Origin of the sequence: Streptomyces antioxidans (genome assembly GCF_000968685.2) — a bacterium.
In the GTDB taxonomy this organism is placed as follows: Bacteria; Actinomycetota; Actinomycetes; order Streptomycetales; family Streptomycetaceae; genus Streptomyces; species Streptomyces antioxidans.
Map to the genome: position 1 here is coordinate 41,111 of NZ_LAKD02000063.1, position 16,282 is coordinate 57,392.

16 protein-coding genes are annotated in these 16,282 nt (G+C 71.0%); 9 read left to right on the plus strand and 7 right to left on the minus strand.

Annotated elements, in window-relative coordinates; all coding sequences use genetic code 11:
• Positions 1–29: 29 nt before the first annotated feature.
• The 5 genes from VT50_RS24070 (at position 30) to VT50_RS24090 (ending at position 4,999) form a co-directional block, all read left to right on the plus strand.
• Complete coding sequence (locus VT50_RS24070; RefSeq protein ID WP_046085520.1) at positions 30–986, plus strand: SPFH domain-containing protein; 957 nt, start codon at positions 30–32, stop codon at positions 984–986.
• A 47-nt stretch (positions 987–1,033) separates the two neighbouring features.
• Positions 1,034–1,291, plus strand: coding sequence for a type II toxin-antitoxin system antitoxin (locus VT50_RS24075; RefSeq protein WP_420822220.1), 258 nt, complete (start codon positions 1,034–1,036; stop codon positions 1,289–1,291).
• Between the two features lie 86 nt (positions 1,292–1,377).
• Complete coding sequence (locus VT50_RS24080) at positions 1,378–1,902, plus strand: PadR family transcriptional regulator (protein ID WP_046085518.1); 525 nt, start codon at positions 1,378–1,380, stop codon at positions 1,900–1,902.
• Positions 1,899–2,585, plus strand: a complete 687-nt coding sequence (locus VT50_RS24085; protein ID WP_046085517.1) for an ABC transporter ATP-binding protein — start codon at positions 1,899–1,901, stop codon at positions 2,583–2,585. Before VT50_RS24080 ends, VT50_RS24085 begins: the two co-directional genes overlap by 4 nt.
• Positions 2,582–4,999, plus strand: coding sequence for an ABC transporter permease (locus VT50_RS24090; RefSeq protein WP_046085516.1), 2,418 nt, complete (start codon positions 2,582–2,584; stop codon positions 4,997–4,999). The genes VT50_RS24085 and VT50_RS24090 overlap by 4 nt, the downstream gene beginning before the upstream one ends.
• Before the next feature lie 55 nt (positions 5,000–5,054).
• Here the strand turns inward: VT50_RS24090 and VT50_RS24095 are convergent, their stop codons facing one another.
• The gene (locus tag VT50_RS24095; protein ID WP_046085515.1) at positions 5,055–6,017 is read right to left on the minus strand and encodes a hydrogen peroxide-inducible genes activator; all 963 of its coding nucleotides are present in this window, start codon (positions 6,015–6,017) and stop codon (positions 5,055–5,057) included.
• A 138-nt stretch (positions 6,018–6,155) separates the two neighbouring features.
• Here VT50_RS24095 and VT50_RS24100 point away from each other — a divergent pair, with 138 nt between their 5' ends.
• Both VT50_RS24100 and VT50_RS24105 read left to right on the plus strand, forming a co-directional pair.
• Positions 6,156–6,710, plus strand: a complete 555-nt coding sequence (locus VT50_RS24100; RefSeq protein ID WP_046085514.1) for a peroxiredoxin — start codon at positions 6,156–6,158, stop codon at positions 6,708–6,710.
• Positions 6,711–6,721: 11 nt separating this feature from the next.
• Positions 6,722–7,261, plus strand: coding sequence for an alkyl hydroperoxide reductase (locus tag VT50_RS24105; RefSeq protein WP_046085513.1), 540 nt, complete (start codon positions 6,722–6,724; stop codon positions 7,259–7,261).
• A 70-nt stretch (positions 7,262–7,331) separates the two neighbouring features.
• Here VT50_RS24105 and VT50_RS24110 read toward each other — a convergent pair whose 3' ends face one another.
• From VT50_RS24110 to VT50_RS24130, 5 genes are all read right to left on the minus strand, one after another.
• On the minus strand, positions 7,332–8,825 hold the full coding sequence (locus VT50_RS24110) for an AI-2E family transporter (RefSeq protein ID WP_046085512.1): 1,494 nt from the start codon (positions 8,823–8,825) through the stop codon (positions 7,332–7,334).
• A 144-nt stretch (positions 8,826–8,969) separates the two neighbouring features.
• Positions 8,970–9,683: a lytic transglycosylase domain-containing protein gene (locus tag VT50_RS24115; RefSeq protein ID WP_046085511.1), complete on the minus strand. Its 714-nt coding sequence runs from the start codon at positions 9,681–9,683 to the stop codon at positions 8,970–8,972.
• A gap of 428 nt (positions 9,684–10,111) precedes the next feature.
• The gene (locus VT50_RS24120; RefSeq protein ID WP_046085510.1) at positions 10,112–11,449 is read right to left on the minus strand and encodes a PhoH family protein; all 1,338 of its coding nucleotides are present in this window, start codon (positions 11,447–11,449) and stop codon (positions 10,112–10,114) included.
• A gap of 397 nt (positions 11,450–11,846) precedes the next feature.
• The gene (locus VT50_RS24125) at positions 11,847–12,608 is read right to left on the minus strand and encodes an isoprenyl transferase (protein WP_046085509.1); all 762 of its coding nucleotides are present in this window, start codon (positions 12,606–12,608) and stop codon (positions 11,847–11,849) included.
• Positions 12,609–12,914: 306 nt separating this feature from the next.
• The gene (locus VT50_RS24130; protein ID WP_046085508.1) at positions 12,915–13,661 is read right to left on the minus strand and encodes a prepilin peptidase; all 747 of its coding nucleotides are present in this window, start codon (positions 13,659–13,661) and stop codon (positions 12,915–12,917) included.
• A 106-nt stretch (positions 13,662–13,767) separates the two neighbouring features.
• On the opposite strand from VT50_RS24130, the gene VT50_RS41440 reads away from it, so the two are divergent.
• Positions 13,768–14,304, plus strand: a complete 537-nt coding sequence (locus VT50_RS41440) for a DUF192 domain-containing protein (RefSeq protein WP_420822218.1) — start codon at positions 13,768–13,770, stop codon at positions 14,302–14,304.
• Positions 14,305–14,408: 104 nt separating this feature from the next.
• A complete protein-coding gene (locus VT50_RS24140; RefSeq protein WP_046085507.1) occupies positions 14,409–14,816 on the plus strand; it encodes a cold-shock protein in 408 nt (135 codons plus the stop codon).
• Between the two features lie 84 nt (positions 14,817–14,900).
• Here the strand turns inward: VT50_RS24140 and VT50_RS24145 are convergent, their stop codons facing one another.
• Positions 14,901–16,163, minus strand: coding sequence for an SLC13 family permease (locus VT50_RS24145; protein WP_046085506.1), 1,263 nt, complete (start codon positions 16,161–16,163; stop codon positions 14,901–14,903).
• Positions 16,164–16,282: the final 119 nt, after the last annotated feature.

Consider the following 16,282-nt stretch of genomic DNA (forward strand, 5'->3'; position numbering starts at 1 on the left):
GCACCACCGAAGGAAACGGGGAGCCCGACATGTCCGACGCCACTTCAACCGACGGCATCACCGACCAGGCCGACATACCGCCCCTCCCGGAGCCGAGGGTCCGGGAGCGGCCCGCGCACAACGTCAGCGGCGGGCTGGCCCTGCTCGGGGGCCTGGCCGGGCTCGCGGGCGGCGTCGGGCTGATCCTCGCGGGCGCCGCCGTCGCCTCCGAGCACAAGGGCGCCTGGTCCACGCTGCTGATCGTCTCCGGCATCGTGGTGATCCTCGCCGCGATCCTCACCATGTGCGGCCTCAACACCATCGCGCCCGGTGAGGCCCGGGTGGTCCAGCTGTTCGGCCGCTACCGCGGCACCATCCGCACCGACGGGCTGCGCTGGGTGAACCCGCTCACCAGCCGGGAGAAGATCTCCACCCGGGTGCGCAACCACGAGACCGCGGTCCTCAAGGTCAACGACGCCTACGGCAACCCGATCGAGCTCGCCGCGGTCGTCGTCTGGAAGGTCGAGGACACCGCCCAGGCGATGTTCGAGGTGGATGACTTCCTGGAGTTCGTCGCCACCCAGACCGAGGCCGCCGTGCGGCACATCGCCATCGAGTACCCGTACGACGCCCATGATGAGGACGCCCTCTCGCTGCGCGGGAACGCCGAGGAGATCACCGAGAAGCTGGCGATCGAACTGCACGCCCGGGTCGAGGCGGCCGGGGTCCGCATCATCGAATCCCGCTTCACCCACCTCGCCTACGCCCCGGAGATCGCCTCCGCGATGCTCCAGCGCCAGCAGGCGGGCGCGGTGGTGGCCGCCCGTCGGCAGATCGTGGACGGCGCGGTCGGCATGGTGGAGGCGGCGCTGGCCCGGATCGCCGAGGAGGAGATCGTGGCGCTGGACGAGGAGCGCAAGGCCGCGATGGTCAGCAATCTGATGGTGGTGCTCTGCGGGGACCGCTCCCCGCAGCCCGTGGTGAACACCGGCTCGCTGTACCAGTGACGGACGAGAGCGGGCGCACGGCACGGCAGCCGCGGCAGCGCAAGCAGATGCTGCTGCGGCTGGACCCGGCCGTCCACGACGCCCTCGCGCGCTGGGCCAACGACGAACTGCGCAGCGCCAACGCGCAGATCGAGTTCCTGCTGCGCAGGGCGCTCGCGGACGCGGGCCGGCTGCCCGGCGCGGCGCGCCCGATCCCGCGCCGGGGCCGCCCGCCGCGGCGGCCCGCCGAGGGCACCGTGAGCACCGAGGGCGAGGACCCCATCGAGGACCCACAAGGCACCGGCCGCGAGCCGAACCGGCCCTGACCTCTTCCACACCTCTCTGACCTGGGCCAACACACACCTCAGCGGAGCTATAAACTCGGGGTATACGCATGGTGTAGAGTATAAGCATGTCAATTGGCCACACCCTGCTCGGACTCCTCGAGGGCGGCCCGCGCCACGGCTATGACCTCAAGCGAGCCTTCGACGAAAGATTTGGACACGACCGCCCGCTGCACTACGGGCAGGTCTACTCGACCATGTCCAGGCTCCTCAAGAACGGCCTGGTGGAAGTCGACGGCATCGAGCACGGCGGTGGCCCGGAGCGCAAGCGCTACGCCATCACCGACGCGGGCATCACCGATGTGGAGAGCTGGCTCACCGAGCCCGAGAAGCCCGAGCCGTACCTCCAGTCGGTGCTCTACACCAAGGTCGTCATCGCCCTGCTCACCGGGCGGGACGCGGCGGACCTCCTCGACGTCCAGCGCGCCGAGCATCTGCGGCTGATGCGCGAGCTGACCCAGCGCAAGCGCGACGGCGACCTCACCGACCAACTCATCTGCGATCACGCCCTCTTCCACCTCGAGGCCGATCTGCGCTGGCTGGAGCTGACCGCCGCCCGCCTCGGCCAACTCGCCAAGGCGGTGCGTTCATGACCCCGGCAGGCTCCTTGCTGATCGCCGCGTCCCTGCACAAGACGTACGGTCACACCCCCGCCCTGGACGGCGCGGAGTTCTCCATCCACCCCGGTGAGGTCGTCGCCGTCATGGGCCCCTCCGGCTCGGGCAAGTCGACCCTGCTCCACTGCCTGGCCGGGATCGTGAAGCCGGACTCCGGCTCCGTCCACTACAACGGGCGCGAGCTGACCGCCCTGTCGGACGCCGAGCGCAGCGGTCTGCGCCGCGGCGAGTTCGGCTTCGTCTTCCAGTTCGGCCAGCTCGTCCCCGAGTTGAGCTGTGCGGAGAACGTGGCGCTTCCGCTGCGGCTGAACGGCACCAGGCGCAAGGAGGCCGAGGCCCGGGCGTCGGCGTGGCTGGAGCGGCTTGAGGTGGCGGATGTGGCGCACAAGCGGCCCGGTGAGGTCTCCGGCGGTCAGGGGCAGCGGGTCGCCGTCGCCCGGTCGCTGGTCACCGGGCCGCGGGTGCTGTTCGCCGACGAGCCGACCGGCGCGCTGGACTCGCTCAACGGGGAACGGGTGATGGAGCTGCTGACCGAGGCCGCGCGGGAGGCCCGTACCGCCGTGGTGCTGGTCACCCACGAGGCCCGGGTCGCCGCCTACTCCGACCGCGAGGTCGTCGTACGCGACGGCAAGGCCCGCGATATGGCAGGGGCCCGATGAGCGGCCAGGGCGCCCCGGCGGAGGAGGCACGCCCTCACGTCTCCGTCGCCCGCTGGGCCGCCGATCTGGCCATGGGCGGCCGGTTCGCGGTCACCGGCGGCCGGGAGAGCTGGGCCAGGACGATCATGACGGCGGTGGGCGTCGGCCTGGGGGTGGCGCTGTTGCTGCTGGCCTCCTCCGTCCCCCACATGTACCAGCAGCGCAATGACCGGGGCGACGCCCGCTCCACGCTCAGCTTCGGGGACACCCAGGTGAAGCCCGGCCCCGATACGCTCCGGATCGCCGACGCGGACACCACCTATCACGACCGGGACATCGACGGCACGGTCATGGCCCCCGACGGCAAGGGCACCCCGCCCCTGCCCCCGGGCATCGACCGGATACCGGCCGCCGGTGAGATGTGGGTGTCCCCGGCGCTGAAGAAGCTGCTCGACTCCGGCGACGGGAAGCTGCTCAGGGACCGCTTCCCGTACCGCACCATCGGGGTGATCGGCGACGGCGGCCTGTCCGGCCCGACCGAACTCACCTACTACGCGGGGATCTCCCCGAAGGCGTTCGGCCACGTCAACTCCAGCCAGCACCTGGACCACTGGGGCCTGGAGAACAAGGGCAAGAACGAGCCCCTGGACCCCGCGCTGCTGCTGCTGATCATCGTGGGCTGTGTGGTGCTGCTGCTGCCGGTGCTCATCTTCATCGCCACCGCGGCCCGCTTCGGCGGTGAGCGAAGGGACCGGCGGCTGGCCGCGCTGCGGCTGGTCGGCGCGGACATCCATATGACCCGGCGGATCGCCGCCGGGGAGTCGCTGTTCGGCTCGCTCCTCGGGCTGGCGGTCGGCGCCGGGCTGTTCCTGCTGGGGCGGGGGCTGGCCAGCGGCGTCGACGTCTGGGGCATCAGCTTCTTCGCGTCCGACATCGTGCCGAGCGCCCCGCTCGCCCTGGTGATCGCGGCGGCCGTGCCCGCCTTGGCCGTCGTGGTCACGCTGATCGCCCTGCGCGGTATCGCCATCGAGCCGCTGGGCGTGGTCCGGAACGCCAAGCCCAAGCGGCGGCGTCTGTGGTGGCGGATGCTGCTGCCGCTGCTGGGCCTGGCCCTGCTGCTGCCGCTCGCGGGCGGCTTCGGGGCCGGCACCGGTGGCGGCGGCGATATGAAGGCGTACCAGGCCGCGGCCGGCGCCGTCCTGCTGCTCATCGGCACCACCGCGCTGCTGCCCTGGGTCGTCGAGGCCGTGGTGGAGCGGTTCGGCGGCAGGGGCTCGGTGCCCTGGCAGCTCGCCACCCGCCGGCTCCAGCTCAGCAGCGGCACCGCCTCGCGCGCGGTCAGCGGCATCACGGTCGCCGTCGCCGGGGCCCTCGCGCTCCAGATGCTCTTCGCCAGCGTGCAGGCCCAGGACAGCGAGGACACCGGCCAGGACCCGAACCGCGCCCAGCTGATGGCGAACGTCCCGGTGAGCGACGGCGACCAGGCCCGTGACGCCTTCGCGCGGTACCGCGCGACGAAGGGCGTAAGCGATCTGCTCGGGGTCACCGAGGACTACGTCTCCGATGTGCGCCCCAGCGAGGAGGACCCGTCATCGATCGGGGAAGAGGCCATCACCGTCGCCGACTGCCCCACGCTCCGCGAGGTGGTCCGCATCACCAGCTGTGCGAACGGCGATGTCTTCCTCGTTGATTCGCCCAGCTACTACGGGGAAGGGGAGGGCTTCGCCAAACCGGGCGCCCAGGTCAACCTCACCTACGACGAAGAGGGCATACCGAACCTCAAAGAGAAGAAGCTGTGGACGATCCCCGCCACGGCCACGAAGGTGAAGCCCCGGCAGGACCCGGCCGGAGGCGAACGCACCGGCATCTTCGCCACCCCCGCAGCCTTCGACGTCGCCAACCTCCCGGACCCCGATGCGTCGGCCATGATCCGGCTGGACCCGAAGGTCCCGGACGGCATCGAGTACGTGCGCAACGCCAGCGTGGCGCTCTCCCCGGCGATGGATGTCATGCGGCTCTCCAGTAGCTCCCAGTCGGATGAGTTCCAGGCCATCCGCAAGGCCCTGTTCATCGGCGCCACCGCGACCCTGCTGCTGATCGGGGCCAGCATGATCGTGACCACGCTGGAACAGCTCCGCGAGCGCAAGCGGCTGCTGTCCGTCCTGGTCGCCTTCGGCACCCGGCGCACCACCCTCAGCTGGTCCGTGCTGTGGCAGACCGCGGTCCCGGTGGTGCTCGGACTGGCGCTGTCGATCGCGGGCGGGCTGGCGCTGGGCGTGATGCTGCTGAAGATGGTCGGCCAGCCACTGGCCGTGGACTGGTCCGGGCTCTCCACCATGACCGGCATCGGCGGCGGGGTCATCCTGCTGGTGACCCTGGTCAGCCTGCCGCCGCTGTGGCGGATGATGCGGCCGGAGGGGCTGCGGACGGAGTAATGGTCCATCCCCACGGGGGCCGTTCCCATCCTCGGGAACGGCCCCCGTGGCCTGTTCAGGCGGCCCGGGCGACCCGTACCGGCAGCGGCCGCAGCGCCGCCCGCAGGGCCTCGGCAAGCGCCTCGAACTCCTCCGTGCGCGCCGCCCCAGCCCGCATCACCAGGGCGATCCGGCGGGCGGGCGCCGGGTCGGCGAAGTCGGCGGTGGCCAGCTGGTCATTGCGCGCGGTCTCCACCCGGAGCGCGGTGCGCGGCAGCAGCGTCACCCCGAGCCCGCCCGCGACCAGCTGCACCAGGGTGGAGAGCCCGGCGGCGGTGGTGGTCACCGGGGTGTCCGCGGTGCGGCCCGCCTCGCGGCAGATGTCCAGCGCCTGGTCGCGCAGGCAGTGGCCCTCGTCGAGCAGCAGCAGATCCAGCTCCCTCAGCGCCTCGCGAGGGATGTCATCGCGTCCGCCCAGCCAGTGGTCCCGCGGGGTGACCAGCACGAAGTCCTCGTCGAACAGCGGCATTTCGACCACTCCGGGCGCGCCGAGCGGCACCGCGAGCAGCAACAGATCCAGCCGCCCGTGGGCCAGCCCCTCCAGCAGCGAGGCGGTCTGTTCCTCGTGCACCTGGAGATCGAGCCGGGGGTAGCGCTGGTGCACCAGCCGCAGCACGGTCGGCAGCAGATACGGCGCCACGGTCGGGATCACCCCGAGCCGCAGCACTCCGGTGAACGGCGCCCGCGCCGCCTCGGCCTCCTCCAGCAGCTCCCCGACCGCTTCGAGCACGGTGCGTGCACGGACCGCCAGCCGCTCCCCCGCCGCACTGAGCAGCACCTTGCGCGTCGTACGCTCGAGCAGCTGGACACCCAGTGCCTCCTCAAGCGCGGCGACGGCGCCCGAGAGCGCGGGCTGGCTCATTCCGATCGCGGCGGCGGCATCCCGGAAGTGCAGCTGCTCCGCGACCGCGACAAAGGCCCTGAGCTGGGAAAGGCTCGGCTGGCGCGGTGTGCCCGGCGATGGCGGCGATGCGGCCACTGATAACCACCTCCAATCAACCCCACCGAGTGTAGCTATTTCACTGATCAATGCACTCTGTGCCAAGGTGGACCCGTCCAACCCAGGAAAACCCGGATGACCGGGTCTTTTCCTATGCGAAAGCTGCAAGGAGTACGCGTGCTCACCGTCGGTGACAAGTTCCCCGAGTACGACCTGACCGCCTGCGTGTCGCTGGAGAGCGGCAAGGAGTTCGAGCAGATCAACCACAAGACCTACGAGGGCAAGTGGAAGATCGTTTTTGCGTGGCCGAAAGACTTCACCTTCGTGTGCCCGACCGAGATCGCGGCCTTCGGCAAGCTGAACGACGAGTTCGCCGACCGTGACGCCCAGGTCCTGGGCTTCTCCGGCGACTCCGAGTTCGTCCACCACGCCTGGCGCAAGGACCACCCGGACCTGCGCGACCTGCCGTTCCCGATGCTGGCCGACTCCAAGCACGAGCTGATGCGCGACCTCGGCATCGAGGGCGAGGACGGCTTCGCACAGCGCGCCGTGTTCATCGTGGACCAGAACAACGAGATCCAGTTCACCATGGTGACGGCCGGTTCCGTGGGCCGTAACCCCAAGGAGGTCCTGCGGGTGCTGGACGCCCTGCAGACCGACGAGCTGTGCCCGTGCAACTGGAGCAAGGGCGAGGACACCCTGGACCCGGTGGCCCTCCTCGCCGGAGAGTGAGCTGATTCACCATGGCGCTCGATGAGCTGAAGTCCGCGCTGCCGGACTACGCCAAGGACCTCAAGCTGAACCTCGGTTCGGTGATCGGCAATTCGGAGCTTCCGCCGCAGCAGCTGTGGGGCACCGTGCTGGCCTGCGCGATCGCCTCGCGTTCCGCGCGGGTGCTGACCGAGCTGGAGCCGGAGGCCAAGGCCAGCCTCTCGCCGGAGGCGTACACCGCCGCCAAGTCGGCGGCCGCCGTCATGGCGATGAACAACGTCTACTACCGGACCCGGCATCTGCTGTCCGACCCGGAGTACGGCAACCTGCGCGCGGGCCTGCGGATGAACGTCATCGGCAACCCGGGCGTGGAGAAGGTCGACTTCGAGCTGTGGTCGCTGGCCGTATCCGCGATCAACGGCTGCGGAATGTGCCTCGACTCGCATGAGCAGGTGCTCCGCAAGGCGGGCGTGGACCGCGAGACGATCCAGGAAGCCTTCAAGATCGCCGCTGTGCTGCAGGCGGTCGGCGCCACTCTGGACGCCGAGGGCGTGCTGGCCGCGGGCGGCTGACCCCGGTCACGATGGCCGAAGGGCGCCCCACCGATCGGTGGGGCGCCCTTCGGCGTTCGTCCACCGGCCCCTATCGGGTCCCGCCCTCCCCGGGCGGCAGGCCCGGCTTCGCGGTGGGCGCCGTATCGGAGGCGGTGGCGCCGTGCGGGCCCGGGACGGCGCGCAGGGCGTTCTCCTGGCTGTAGCTGCGCAAGTAGACGACCACCGTATTGGCGACCGCCACCAGCGGAACGGCCACCACCGCGCCGCCGATGCCGCCGATCAGCGAACCGGCCGCGACCGAGAGCACCACGGCCAGCGGATGGACCCGCACCGCCCGGCCGAGGATGAACGGCTGGAGCACATGGCCCTCGATCTGCTGCACGGCGAGCACCACGATCAGCACCATCGCCCCCGTGAACACGCCCTGGGTGACCAGCGCCACGACCACCGCGAGCGCCCCGGAGACCACCGCACCCACCAGCGGGATGAAGGCGAAGAGGAAGATGAAGACGGCCAGTGGCACGGCCATCGGGACATCGAGGAAGAACAGGCCCACACCGATGAAGATCGCGTCGATCAGCGCCACCAGCACCGTGCCGCGCACATAGGCGGTCAGCGTCGTCCAGGCGCGCGGACCCGCGCCCGCCACGCCCTCACGGGCCTGGGCGGGGATCAGCTTGAGGGTCCAGTTCCAGATCTTCGGGCCGTCGTACAGCAGGAAGAGGGTGGAGAACATCGTCAGCAGGATGCCGGTCAGCACCTCGACGACGACCGTGACGCCCTCCAGCCCCGCCGAGGTGATCTGCTCGGTGTTGGCGCCGACCGCCTCGCGCAGGCTCTTGGCCACGTGGTTGATCTGCTTCTCGGTCACATGGAACGGGCTGTGCAGCAGCCAGCGCCGGAGATCGTCGATACCGGCCTGGACCTCGCCCGAGACCTCGTCGACGTTCTCCACGACCTGCCACACCACGAACCACACGACCAGGCCCATGATGACGAAACCGGCGATGAAGGTGAGCGCGGTGGCCAGCCCGCGCGGCACACCGCGTCGGCGCAGCCGGGTCACGGTGGGCTCCAGCAGCGCGGTGATGAGGATCGCGACGGTGAAGGACAGCACCACCAGCTCGACGGAGCTGATGATCCTCATGAGCGCGTATACCGTGCCGCCGAGCACCAACAGCCGCCAGGCCGCCTCGGCGGCCACGCGGACGCCCCAGGGCACGGCGGCCACCGGATCGGGTCTGGCGGAGACGGCGGGGGCGTAGGCGGGCGGGGCGGGCACGCTGGCCGGCTGCTCCGACCGCGCGGTCTCATCCTCCCCCGCGCCGCCCTCGGGGGCCCCGGGCCCCTCCGGGCTTCCGGAGCTCTGTGGGCTCCCGGGGCTCTCCGGACCCTCGGGACGGCCCTCAGCGCGCTCTGGGCTCCCGTGGCCCTCCGGGGCCGGGCCCATCCGGCCCTCGGCGCCTTCGGCGCCCTCCGCGCCCTCGCGCCCCCGCATCTCGGCCTGTTGGGTTTCGAGCCGGTGGGCGAGCCGGGTCAGTCCGGTTCCCAGCCTGCCGACCCACTGCGGCAATTTGGACATCTCTCGTTTCCTACCCCCAGTTTCCCCCTCGGCCGTCAAGGAGACGGTACCTGCTGAGGATGTGCGAAACCCCCGACCTGAGCCGGGGGTTTCGTGAAGCGTTCGTTCCTGGGCCGCAACCGGGCGGAACCCGGTGGAACCGGCTCAGTAGTGGCCGTTGGCCTGCCAGAACGACCAAGCGTCACACGGGCTGCCGTAGCGCTCGTTCATGTAGTTCAGGCCCCATTTGATCTGGGTGGCCGGATTGGTCTGCCAGTCGGCACCCGCCGAGGCCATCTTGCCGGCCGGCAGCGCCTGCACCAGACCGTAGGCACCCGACGAGGGGTTGCTGGCCCGGTAGTTCCAGGTGGACTCGTGGTCCACGATGTTGCTGAAGCACTGGAACTGACCGCTCGGCACGATCTGCCGCGCCATCGCCTGGACCTCGGCCACGGTGTACGAAGCCTGCTGGGGGAAGCTGGAGGGGTCACGCGTGGCCGAACGGCTCGCGAGCTCCTTCTTCTCCTTCGCCTCCCGCTCCTTGGCCAGCTTCTCGGCGGCTGCCTTGTCCGCGGCGGCCTTCTTGACCTTCGCGTCCTTGGCCGCCTGCTTGCGGGCTGCTTCCTCTGCGGACTTGCGCGCCTCCGCGTCGGCCGCGGTGGACTGGACGTCCGCCTGCTGCGTCAGGGATGCGGTCTGCGCGACGGCCTGCTGCCCAGCAGGTATGTCCGCAAGGAGCGTCGAGTCCGCGGCGGTCGCCTCGATCGGGTCGGACGAGCCCTGCTGCTGTCCGCCCGCGGCGACGCCAACGACGGCGCCCACAGTGGTGACCGCGGTGGCCGAAGCCACTGCGAATCCCCGGACCGAAATCCGGCTCACTCGGTTTCCTTCCAGCATCGCCCGCTTAGGTGACCTCGCCGGCGCAATCGTGCCCCTGACACAGACCTCCCCTTGTTCCGTCCCCGGTGGTGCGATGGGGTTGGCTGGTCACGGGAGGCACGGGCCCGGTGACGACCTCCCGCGGGAGGTCGTCGAGGTGCTCGGGCGGCATACGGCGAACGCTGTTCAATTCTGTTACTGCTACTGCTCGGTACCGCTGGGGGTACTGGTGTGCCGTATGCGGGGCCTGACAGAACCCACACACTGCCGGACGCCGGGCCCCGTAGGCAATTCCCCGCCAGGTGTGAAAGCTCACATCCTGTTTACGCCCTGGGATTTCTGGAAATCCCCGCGCACGAAGACGCCGCGCGGCTAAGCTCGTTGGCCTTTCCGCACGGCGCCCTCTGGTCGCAAACGGCTCAACCTGCTCAGATGTGGCCGTCCTCCAGCATTTCGGTCACCAGCGCCGCGATCGGCGAACGCTCGGACCGGGTCAGGGTGACATGCGCGAACAGCGGATGCCCCTTCAGCTTCTCGACGACCGCCACCACACCGTCGTACCGCCCGACGCGGAGGTTGTCCCGCTGCGCCACATCGTGGGTGAGCACCACCCGGGAGTTGGCGCCGATCCGGGACAACACGGTCAGCAGCACGTTCCGCTCCAGCGACTGGGCCTCGTCGACGATGACGAAGGCGTCATGCAGCGAGCGGCCGCGGATGTGCGTCAGCGGCAGCACCTCCAGCATCCCGCGCCCCACCACCTCCTCGATCACATCGGCGCTGGTCACCGCGGACAGGGTGTCGAAGACCGCCTGCGCCCACGGGCTCATCTTCTCGGCCTCGGTGCCGGGCAGATAGCCCAACTCCTGGCCGCCCACCGCGTACAGCGGGCGGAAGATCATCACCTTGCGGTGCTGACGCCGCTCCAGCACGGCCTCGAGCCCCGCGCACAGCGCCAGCGCCGACTTGCCCGTACCGGCCCGGCCGCCCATCGAGATGATGCCGACCTCCGGATCGAGCAGCAGGTCCAGCGCGATGCGCTGCTCCGCGCTGCGCCCGTGGATGCCGAACGCCTCCCGGTCGCCGCGCACCAGCCGCACCTGACCGTCCGGGGTGACCCGGCCCAGCGCGTTGCCCCGCTCGGACTGCAGCACCAGACCGGTGTGCACCGGCAGTCCTGCCGCCTCGGGGACGAACGCGGTCTCGGCGGCGAACAGATCGTCCACCTGCTCGGCCGGGACGGCGAGCTCCGCCATCCCGGTCCAGCCCGAGTCGGTGATCGCCAGCTCCGCGCGGTACTCCTCGGCGAGCAGCCCCACCGAGGACGCCTTGATGCGCAGTGGCAGGTCCTTCGATACGACGGTGACGTCATACCCCTCGGCCTGCAGGTTTCTGGCGACCGCGAGGATCCGCGAGTCGTTGTCCCCCACCCTGCCGCCGTGGTTCAGAAAGGCGGCGGGGAGGATGCCCGGGTCGGAGTGGTTGAGCTCGACGCGCAGCGTGCCGCCCAGATCGCCGATCGGGATCGGAGCGTCCAGACGGCCGTGACGGATGCGGTACTCGTCCAGCAGGCGCAGCGCCTGCCGGGCGAAGTACCCGAGCTCCGGGTGGTGCCGCTTGGCCTCCAGTTCCGTGACCACCACGACCGGCAGCACGACTTCGTGCTCGTCGAAGCGGGCCATGGCATTGGGGTCGGCCAGCAGGACGCTGGTGTCGAGGACATAGGTGCGCCGGTCGTGCTCGCGGCGCTTCTTGCTGGTCACCACGGGTGGACGAACCCCCTCGGGAGAGGTCGGGGTGCGACAGCGTCGCGGGAGTGAGGTATTCCCCGCCGCAGACGGGGAACGGACCGGGCTCAGGCCCTACCGGGAGGGCCGAGCGCCGGCCCTCCGCGTCATACGCACGATCCGCACAGTCGTCCGTGTGCAAAGGGCCTCCCGGGCGAACGGCCCGATGCCGTCCGCTGGCAGTTCGACACCCAACTGGACAGGTGGGACGGGGCGTCGACCTGGAAGGGATATTCCCTCGAACGTGCGGGGGCATGCAACGGCATATGACGGCGCGGATATGAACGTTGTGAAACCGGCGTGCTACACGGCCCGGGGCCGGACGCCGGCCGGCGTCCGGCCCCGGGCCGGTGAACTGCTGTGCTACGAACGGGAACTAGTTGCCGTACCTGCGGTGACGGGCGGCGTAGTCGCGCAGCGCGCGGAGGAAGTCGACCTTGCGGAAGGCGGGCCAGAAAACTTCGCAGAAGTAGTACTCCGAATGGGCACTCTGCCACAGCATGAAGCCCGAGAGCCGCTGCTCACCGCTGGTGCGGATCACCAGGTCCGGATCGGGCTGCCCACGGGTGTACAAGTGTTCGGAGATGAGGTCGATATCGACGACCTCGGCAAGCTCCTCGAAGGAGGTGCCCTTGGCGGAGTGGTCCAGCAACAGCGACCGCACCGCGTCGGCGATCTCCTGCCGTCCGCCGTAGCCGACGGCCACGTTGACCAGTATTCCGTCGTTGTGCTCGGTGTCCCGCTCGGCCTCCTTGAGGACCGTCTGGGTCCTGGCGGGCAGCAGATCGCGGTTGCCGACGTGGTGCACCCGCCAGCGGCCGTCGGCGGCCAGATCGCGGACGGCGCCCTCGATGATGCTCAGGAGCGGTACCAGCTCCCCCTCGGGGCGGTCCAGGTTGTCGGTGGAGAGCAGCCAGAGCGTGACGACCTCGACGTCCGTCTCGTTGCACCAGCCGAGCAGCTCCTGGATCTTGCTGGCGCCCGCCATATGGCCCTGTTCGGTGGTGCCGCCGGCCGCGCGGGCCCAGCGGCGGTTCCCGTCGAGGATGACACCGATGTGCTTGGGCACCTGGGCGTGATCGAGGCGGCCTTCCACCCGGCGTGCGTAGAGCCCGTACACCAGGTCGCGCAACTTCACGTCTTCCAGCCCCTCAGTGCTTCACATGGCTCGCCATGGCAGTCCGCCCCAAGGCCGACACCCTACTGCGGGGCGGGGGGACTGGCTAACCGGGACGACCGAACGATCGCATACGGTCACGCTTCGTAGTCGGTTGTGCGGGATGGGTGCCGTCCCTTTGAGCCCCAGAAGCCCGAAATAGAGCGGGCCGGTCCGTGGGGGGGAGTACGGACCGGCCCGAGGGGGGGCTTCCACCATAACGCTTCGTAAGGGGATGTCCATGCATCTCGACGGGACCGATCCTCCGCGCGCCGATATCAGCCGATGTCATCCGGCGCCGAGCGCCCCCAGCACCAGTCCGGCGCCCGCGCCGAGGATCATGAACGGGCCGAACGCCATCGCGGTCCGCCGCCCGGCCCGCCGGGCCAGCACCAGGACCACGGCGCAGCAGGAGCCGAGCAGCAGCCCGGCGAGGGCGCCCACGAAGAGCACGTCCCAGCCGTACCAGCCGAGCGCCACCCCGAGGGTCAGCGCCAGCTTGACGTCGCCGAACCCCATCCCGCTCGGGCTGATCAGGAACAGCACCAGATACGCCCCGCCCAGCACCGCGCCGCCCAGCAGCGCCCGCGGCCAGGACCCGGCGCTGTGCGGCAGCAGCGCCGCAGCGCCGAGCAGCGCCGCGGCCCCGCCCGCCATGGGCAGGGTGAGGACGTCCGGCAGCCGGTTGACCGCCAGGTCCACGGCCGTGAGCAGCACCCCCAGGGGCACAAGCAGCAGCCATACGGCCAGCTCCGGGCGCGCGCCGACGGCCGCCGCCAGGCCCGCGCACACCAGCGCGGAGAGCGCCGCGGCGAGCAGCGGGCCCGTCCCGTAGTCCCGCTCGCCGTCCTGGCAGCCCGCGCAGCGGGCGGGGCCCAGCCAGCCGTGCGCCGGGCCGGTGAGCGCGTGCCCGCGCGGACAGGCGCCGCGCCAGGGCTCCTCCGGCTCGACGGCCAGCCGGTAGAGCGGGCGCGGTACGAGCAGCCCGGCGGCCGCGCCGTACGCGGCGGCGAGCACGATCAGCAGCGGTTGCACGGGCCGAGCCTACGGAAGCGCCCGCCCGGTGGAACACTGCCGGGACGGGCGGACGGCGCGGAACGGGCGAAGTACGGGCGGAGCAACGGGCGAGGGGGTACGGGTCGTGGGCCGCTGGCGGGACGGTACGGGGACGCTGCGCGTGGTGGGCGGCGCGGGCGGGGGGTTGGGCGACGGCCCGAACGGCGCGAAGGAGGACCCGGGGGGCGCGGAGGGCAGAGCGGGGCGTGCGGGGGGTTGCGCGGAGAGGGGTGCGGGGCGTGCGGAGGACGGCGCGGGACGTGCGGCGGGCGGGGCGGGACGTGCGGAGGGGATTCCGCTCACCATCGCCGCCTCCTACCGCGCCCGCGCCCGCGGGCTGCTCGGCCGGGACGGGCTGACCGGTGCGCTCCTGCTCACCCCGGCGAGCGGGGTGCACACCTTCCGGATGCGGTTCGCCATCGACGTCGCCTATCTGGACCGGCGGCTCACCGTCCTGGACGTCCACACCCTGCGCCCCGGGCGGCTCGGGCGGCCCCGGCTGCGGTCCCGCCATGTGCTGGAGGCGGAGGCGGGCGCGTTGGAGCGCTGGGGCGTGCGGCGGGGCGTGCGCGTCGTGATCGCCCCCGGCCCTTCAGCGCCGCCGCCCTCTTCTGTACGCTGACTTCTCGGTGTCATGGTTGGGACACCCTCAAGCGCCACGATCGGGGCATCCTCGATCGCGGTCGAGATCATCGAGGTAGAGGTATAGGGGTAGGGGTAAGCACGGTGACAACCACGGGCAAGATTCTGCGTTTCGACGAGTTCCGCGGCTACGGCTTCATCGCTCCGGACGACGGTGGCGAGGACGTCTTCATGCACGCCAATGACCTGCTGGACGAGAAGCACCTGTTCCAGCCCGGTTCCAAGGTGCGGTTCGTTCCCGAGTACGGCGACAAGGGGCCCAAGGCCTCCGAGGTGCGGGTCGTCGAGCGTGCCGCGCCGCCCGTCGTACGGCCCTCCGCGGGTCCGGACGGCGACGACACCATGTGTGATGTGCTGTCGGTCGGCGAGTTCCGGCAGGAGCTCACCGAGGCGCTGGTCGAGGTGGGCGGCAGTCTGACCGCCGACCAGATCAAGCAGGTGCGCAGGCGGGTCATCGAGATCGCGCAGGCGCACAACTGGATCGAATCCTGACAGCGGGCCAAGGGGCCGCCGCCGCGACGGTTCGTCGCGACGGCGGCCCCTCGGCTTTCGATGACCGTCGGCTTTCAACGACCCTCAACTTCCGGTGACCCTCAGCATCGCCCACATCGCCGCCGTCGCGGCCACGATGGTCGCCGGTGCGGTCAGCAGCCCCAGGCGGGTGAACACCCCCAGGTCGGAGCCGGTCTCCGGCTCATGGTGATGGACTATGCGCCGCCACAGCAGAGTGGCCAGGGAGCCGACGTACGTGAGGTTGGGGCCCAGGTTGACGCCGATCAGTACGGCGAGCACGGGCCCGGGGCCGCCCCCGGAGGCGATCGGCAGCAGCGCCAGCACGGCGGGCAGGTTGTTGATCAGGTTGGCCAGCACCGCCGCGACCGCCGCGATCCCGAGCAGCGCGGGCAGGCTCGCCCCGGAGGGCAGCACCTGGCCCAGCGCCTCCTGGAGGCCGCCCTCCAGCACGGCCTGGACCACCACCCCGAGCGCCAGTACGAACAGGCAGAACAGCGGCCCGGTCGCGCCGATCGCCTCCCTTACGGTCGCCCTGCGCCGCCGCACCGCCCTTACGGTGAGCACGAGCGCACCCGCCCAGGCCGCCCACTGGGGGTCGAGGCCCGCCAGCGAGGTCCCGACGAACCCGGCGAGGGTCAGCAGCAGCACGGTCACCGCGAAGACCGGCACCCGGGGCCAGTCGGCGGGCGGGGGCTCGCTGGTCCCTGCGGCCAGATCGTCGGCGAAGAAGCGGCGGAAGACCAGGTACTCGATGCCGATGGTCACCAGCCAGGCGGGCCCCATCAGCACGGCGAACCGGGTGAAGGAGACCCCTCCGGCCTGCAGGGCGAGCAGATTGGTGAGGTTGGAGACCGGCAACAGCAGGGACGCCGAGTTCGACAGATGGGCGCAGGCGTACACATGCGGCCGGGAGCGCGCCCCGAGCCGGGCCGCGGTGGCGAACACCACGGGGGTGAGCAGCACCACGGTGGCGTCCAGGCTCAGCACTGCGGTGACGGTGGCCGCGACGGCGAACACCCCGCCCAGGAGCCGGTCCGTACGCCCCGCGCAGGCCCGCGCCACGGCCTGTCCCGCCGCCTCGAAAAGCCCCTCGTCCGCGCACATCCGTGCCAGCAGCAGCACGGCGGCCAGAAAGCCCACCACAGGCAGCAGCTCCCGGGCCTCCGCCCAGGCCCGGTCGGCCGAGACCGCCCCGATGACCACCACGATCCCGGCGGCGGGCACGGCGGCGACCGCTTCCGGCAGCCCCCGGGGCCGCACCACCGCGAAGGCCAGTACGCCGAGGAGCAGGACGACAGCAAGGGTCTCGGCGACGGCGGTACTCAGAACGGACTCCGGCGAAGGGGGCGATCAACACCCCCATAATGCGGCATCGCACACCACGACCCGTTCTTGCCGCCTGCGGCGGGCTGTCCCCCTCCCCGCCCCTCCCCGAAACCGGGGCT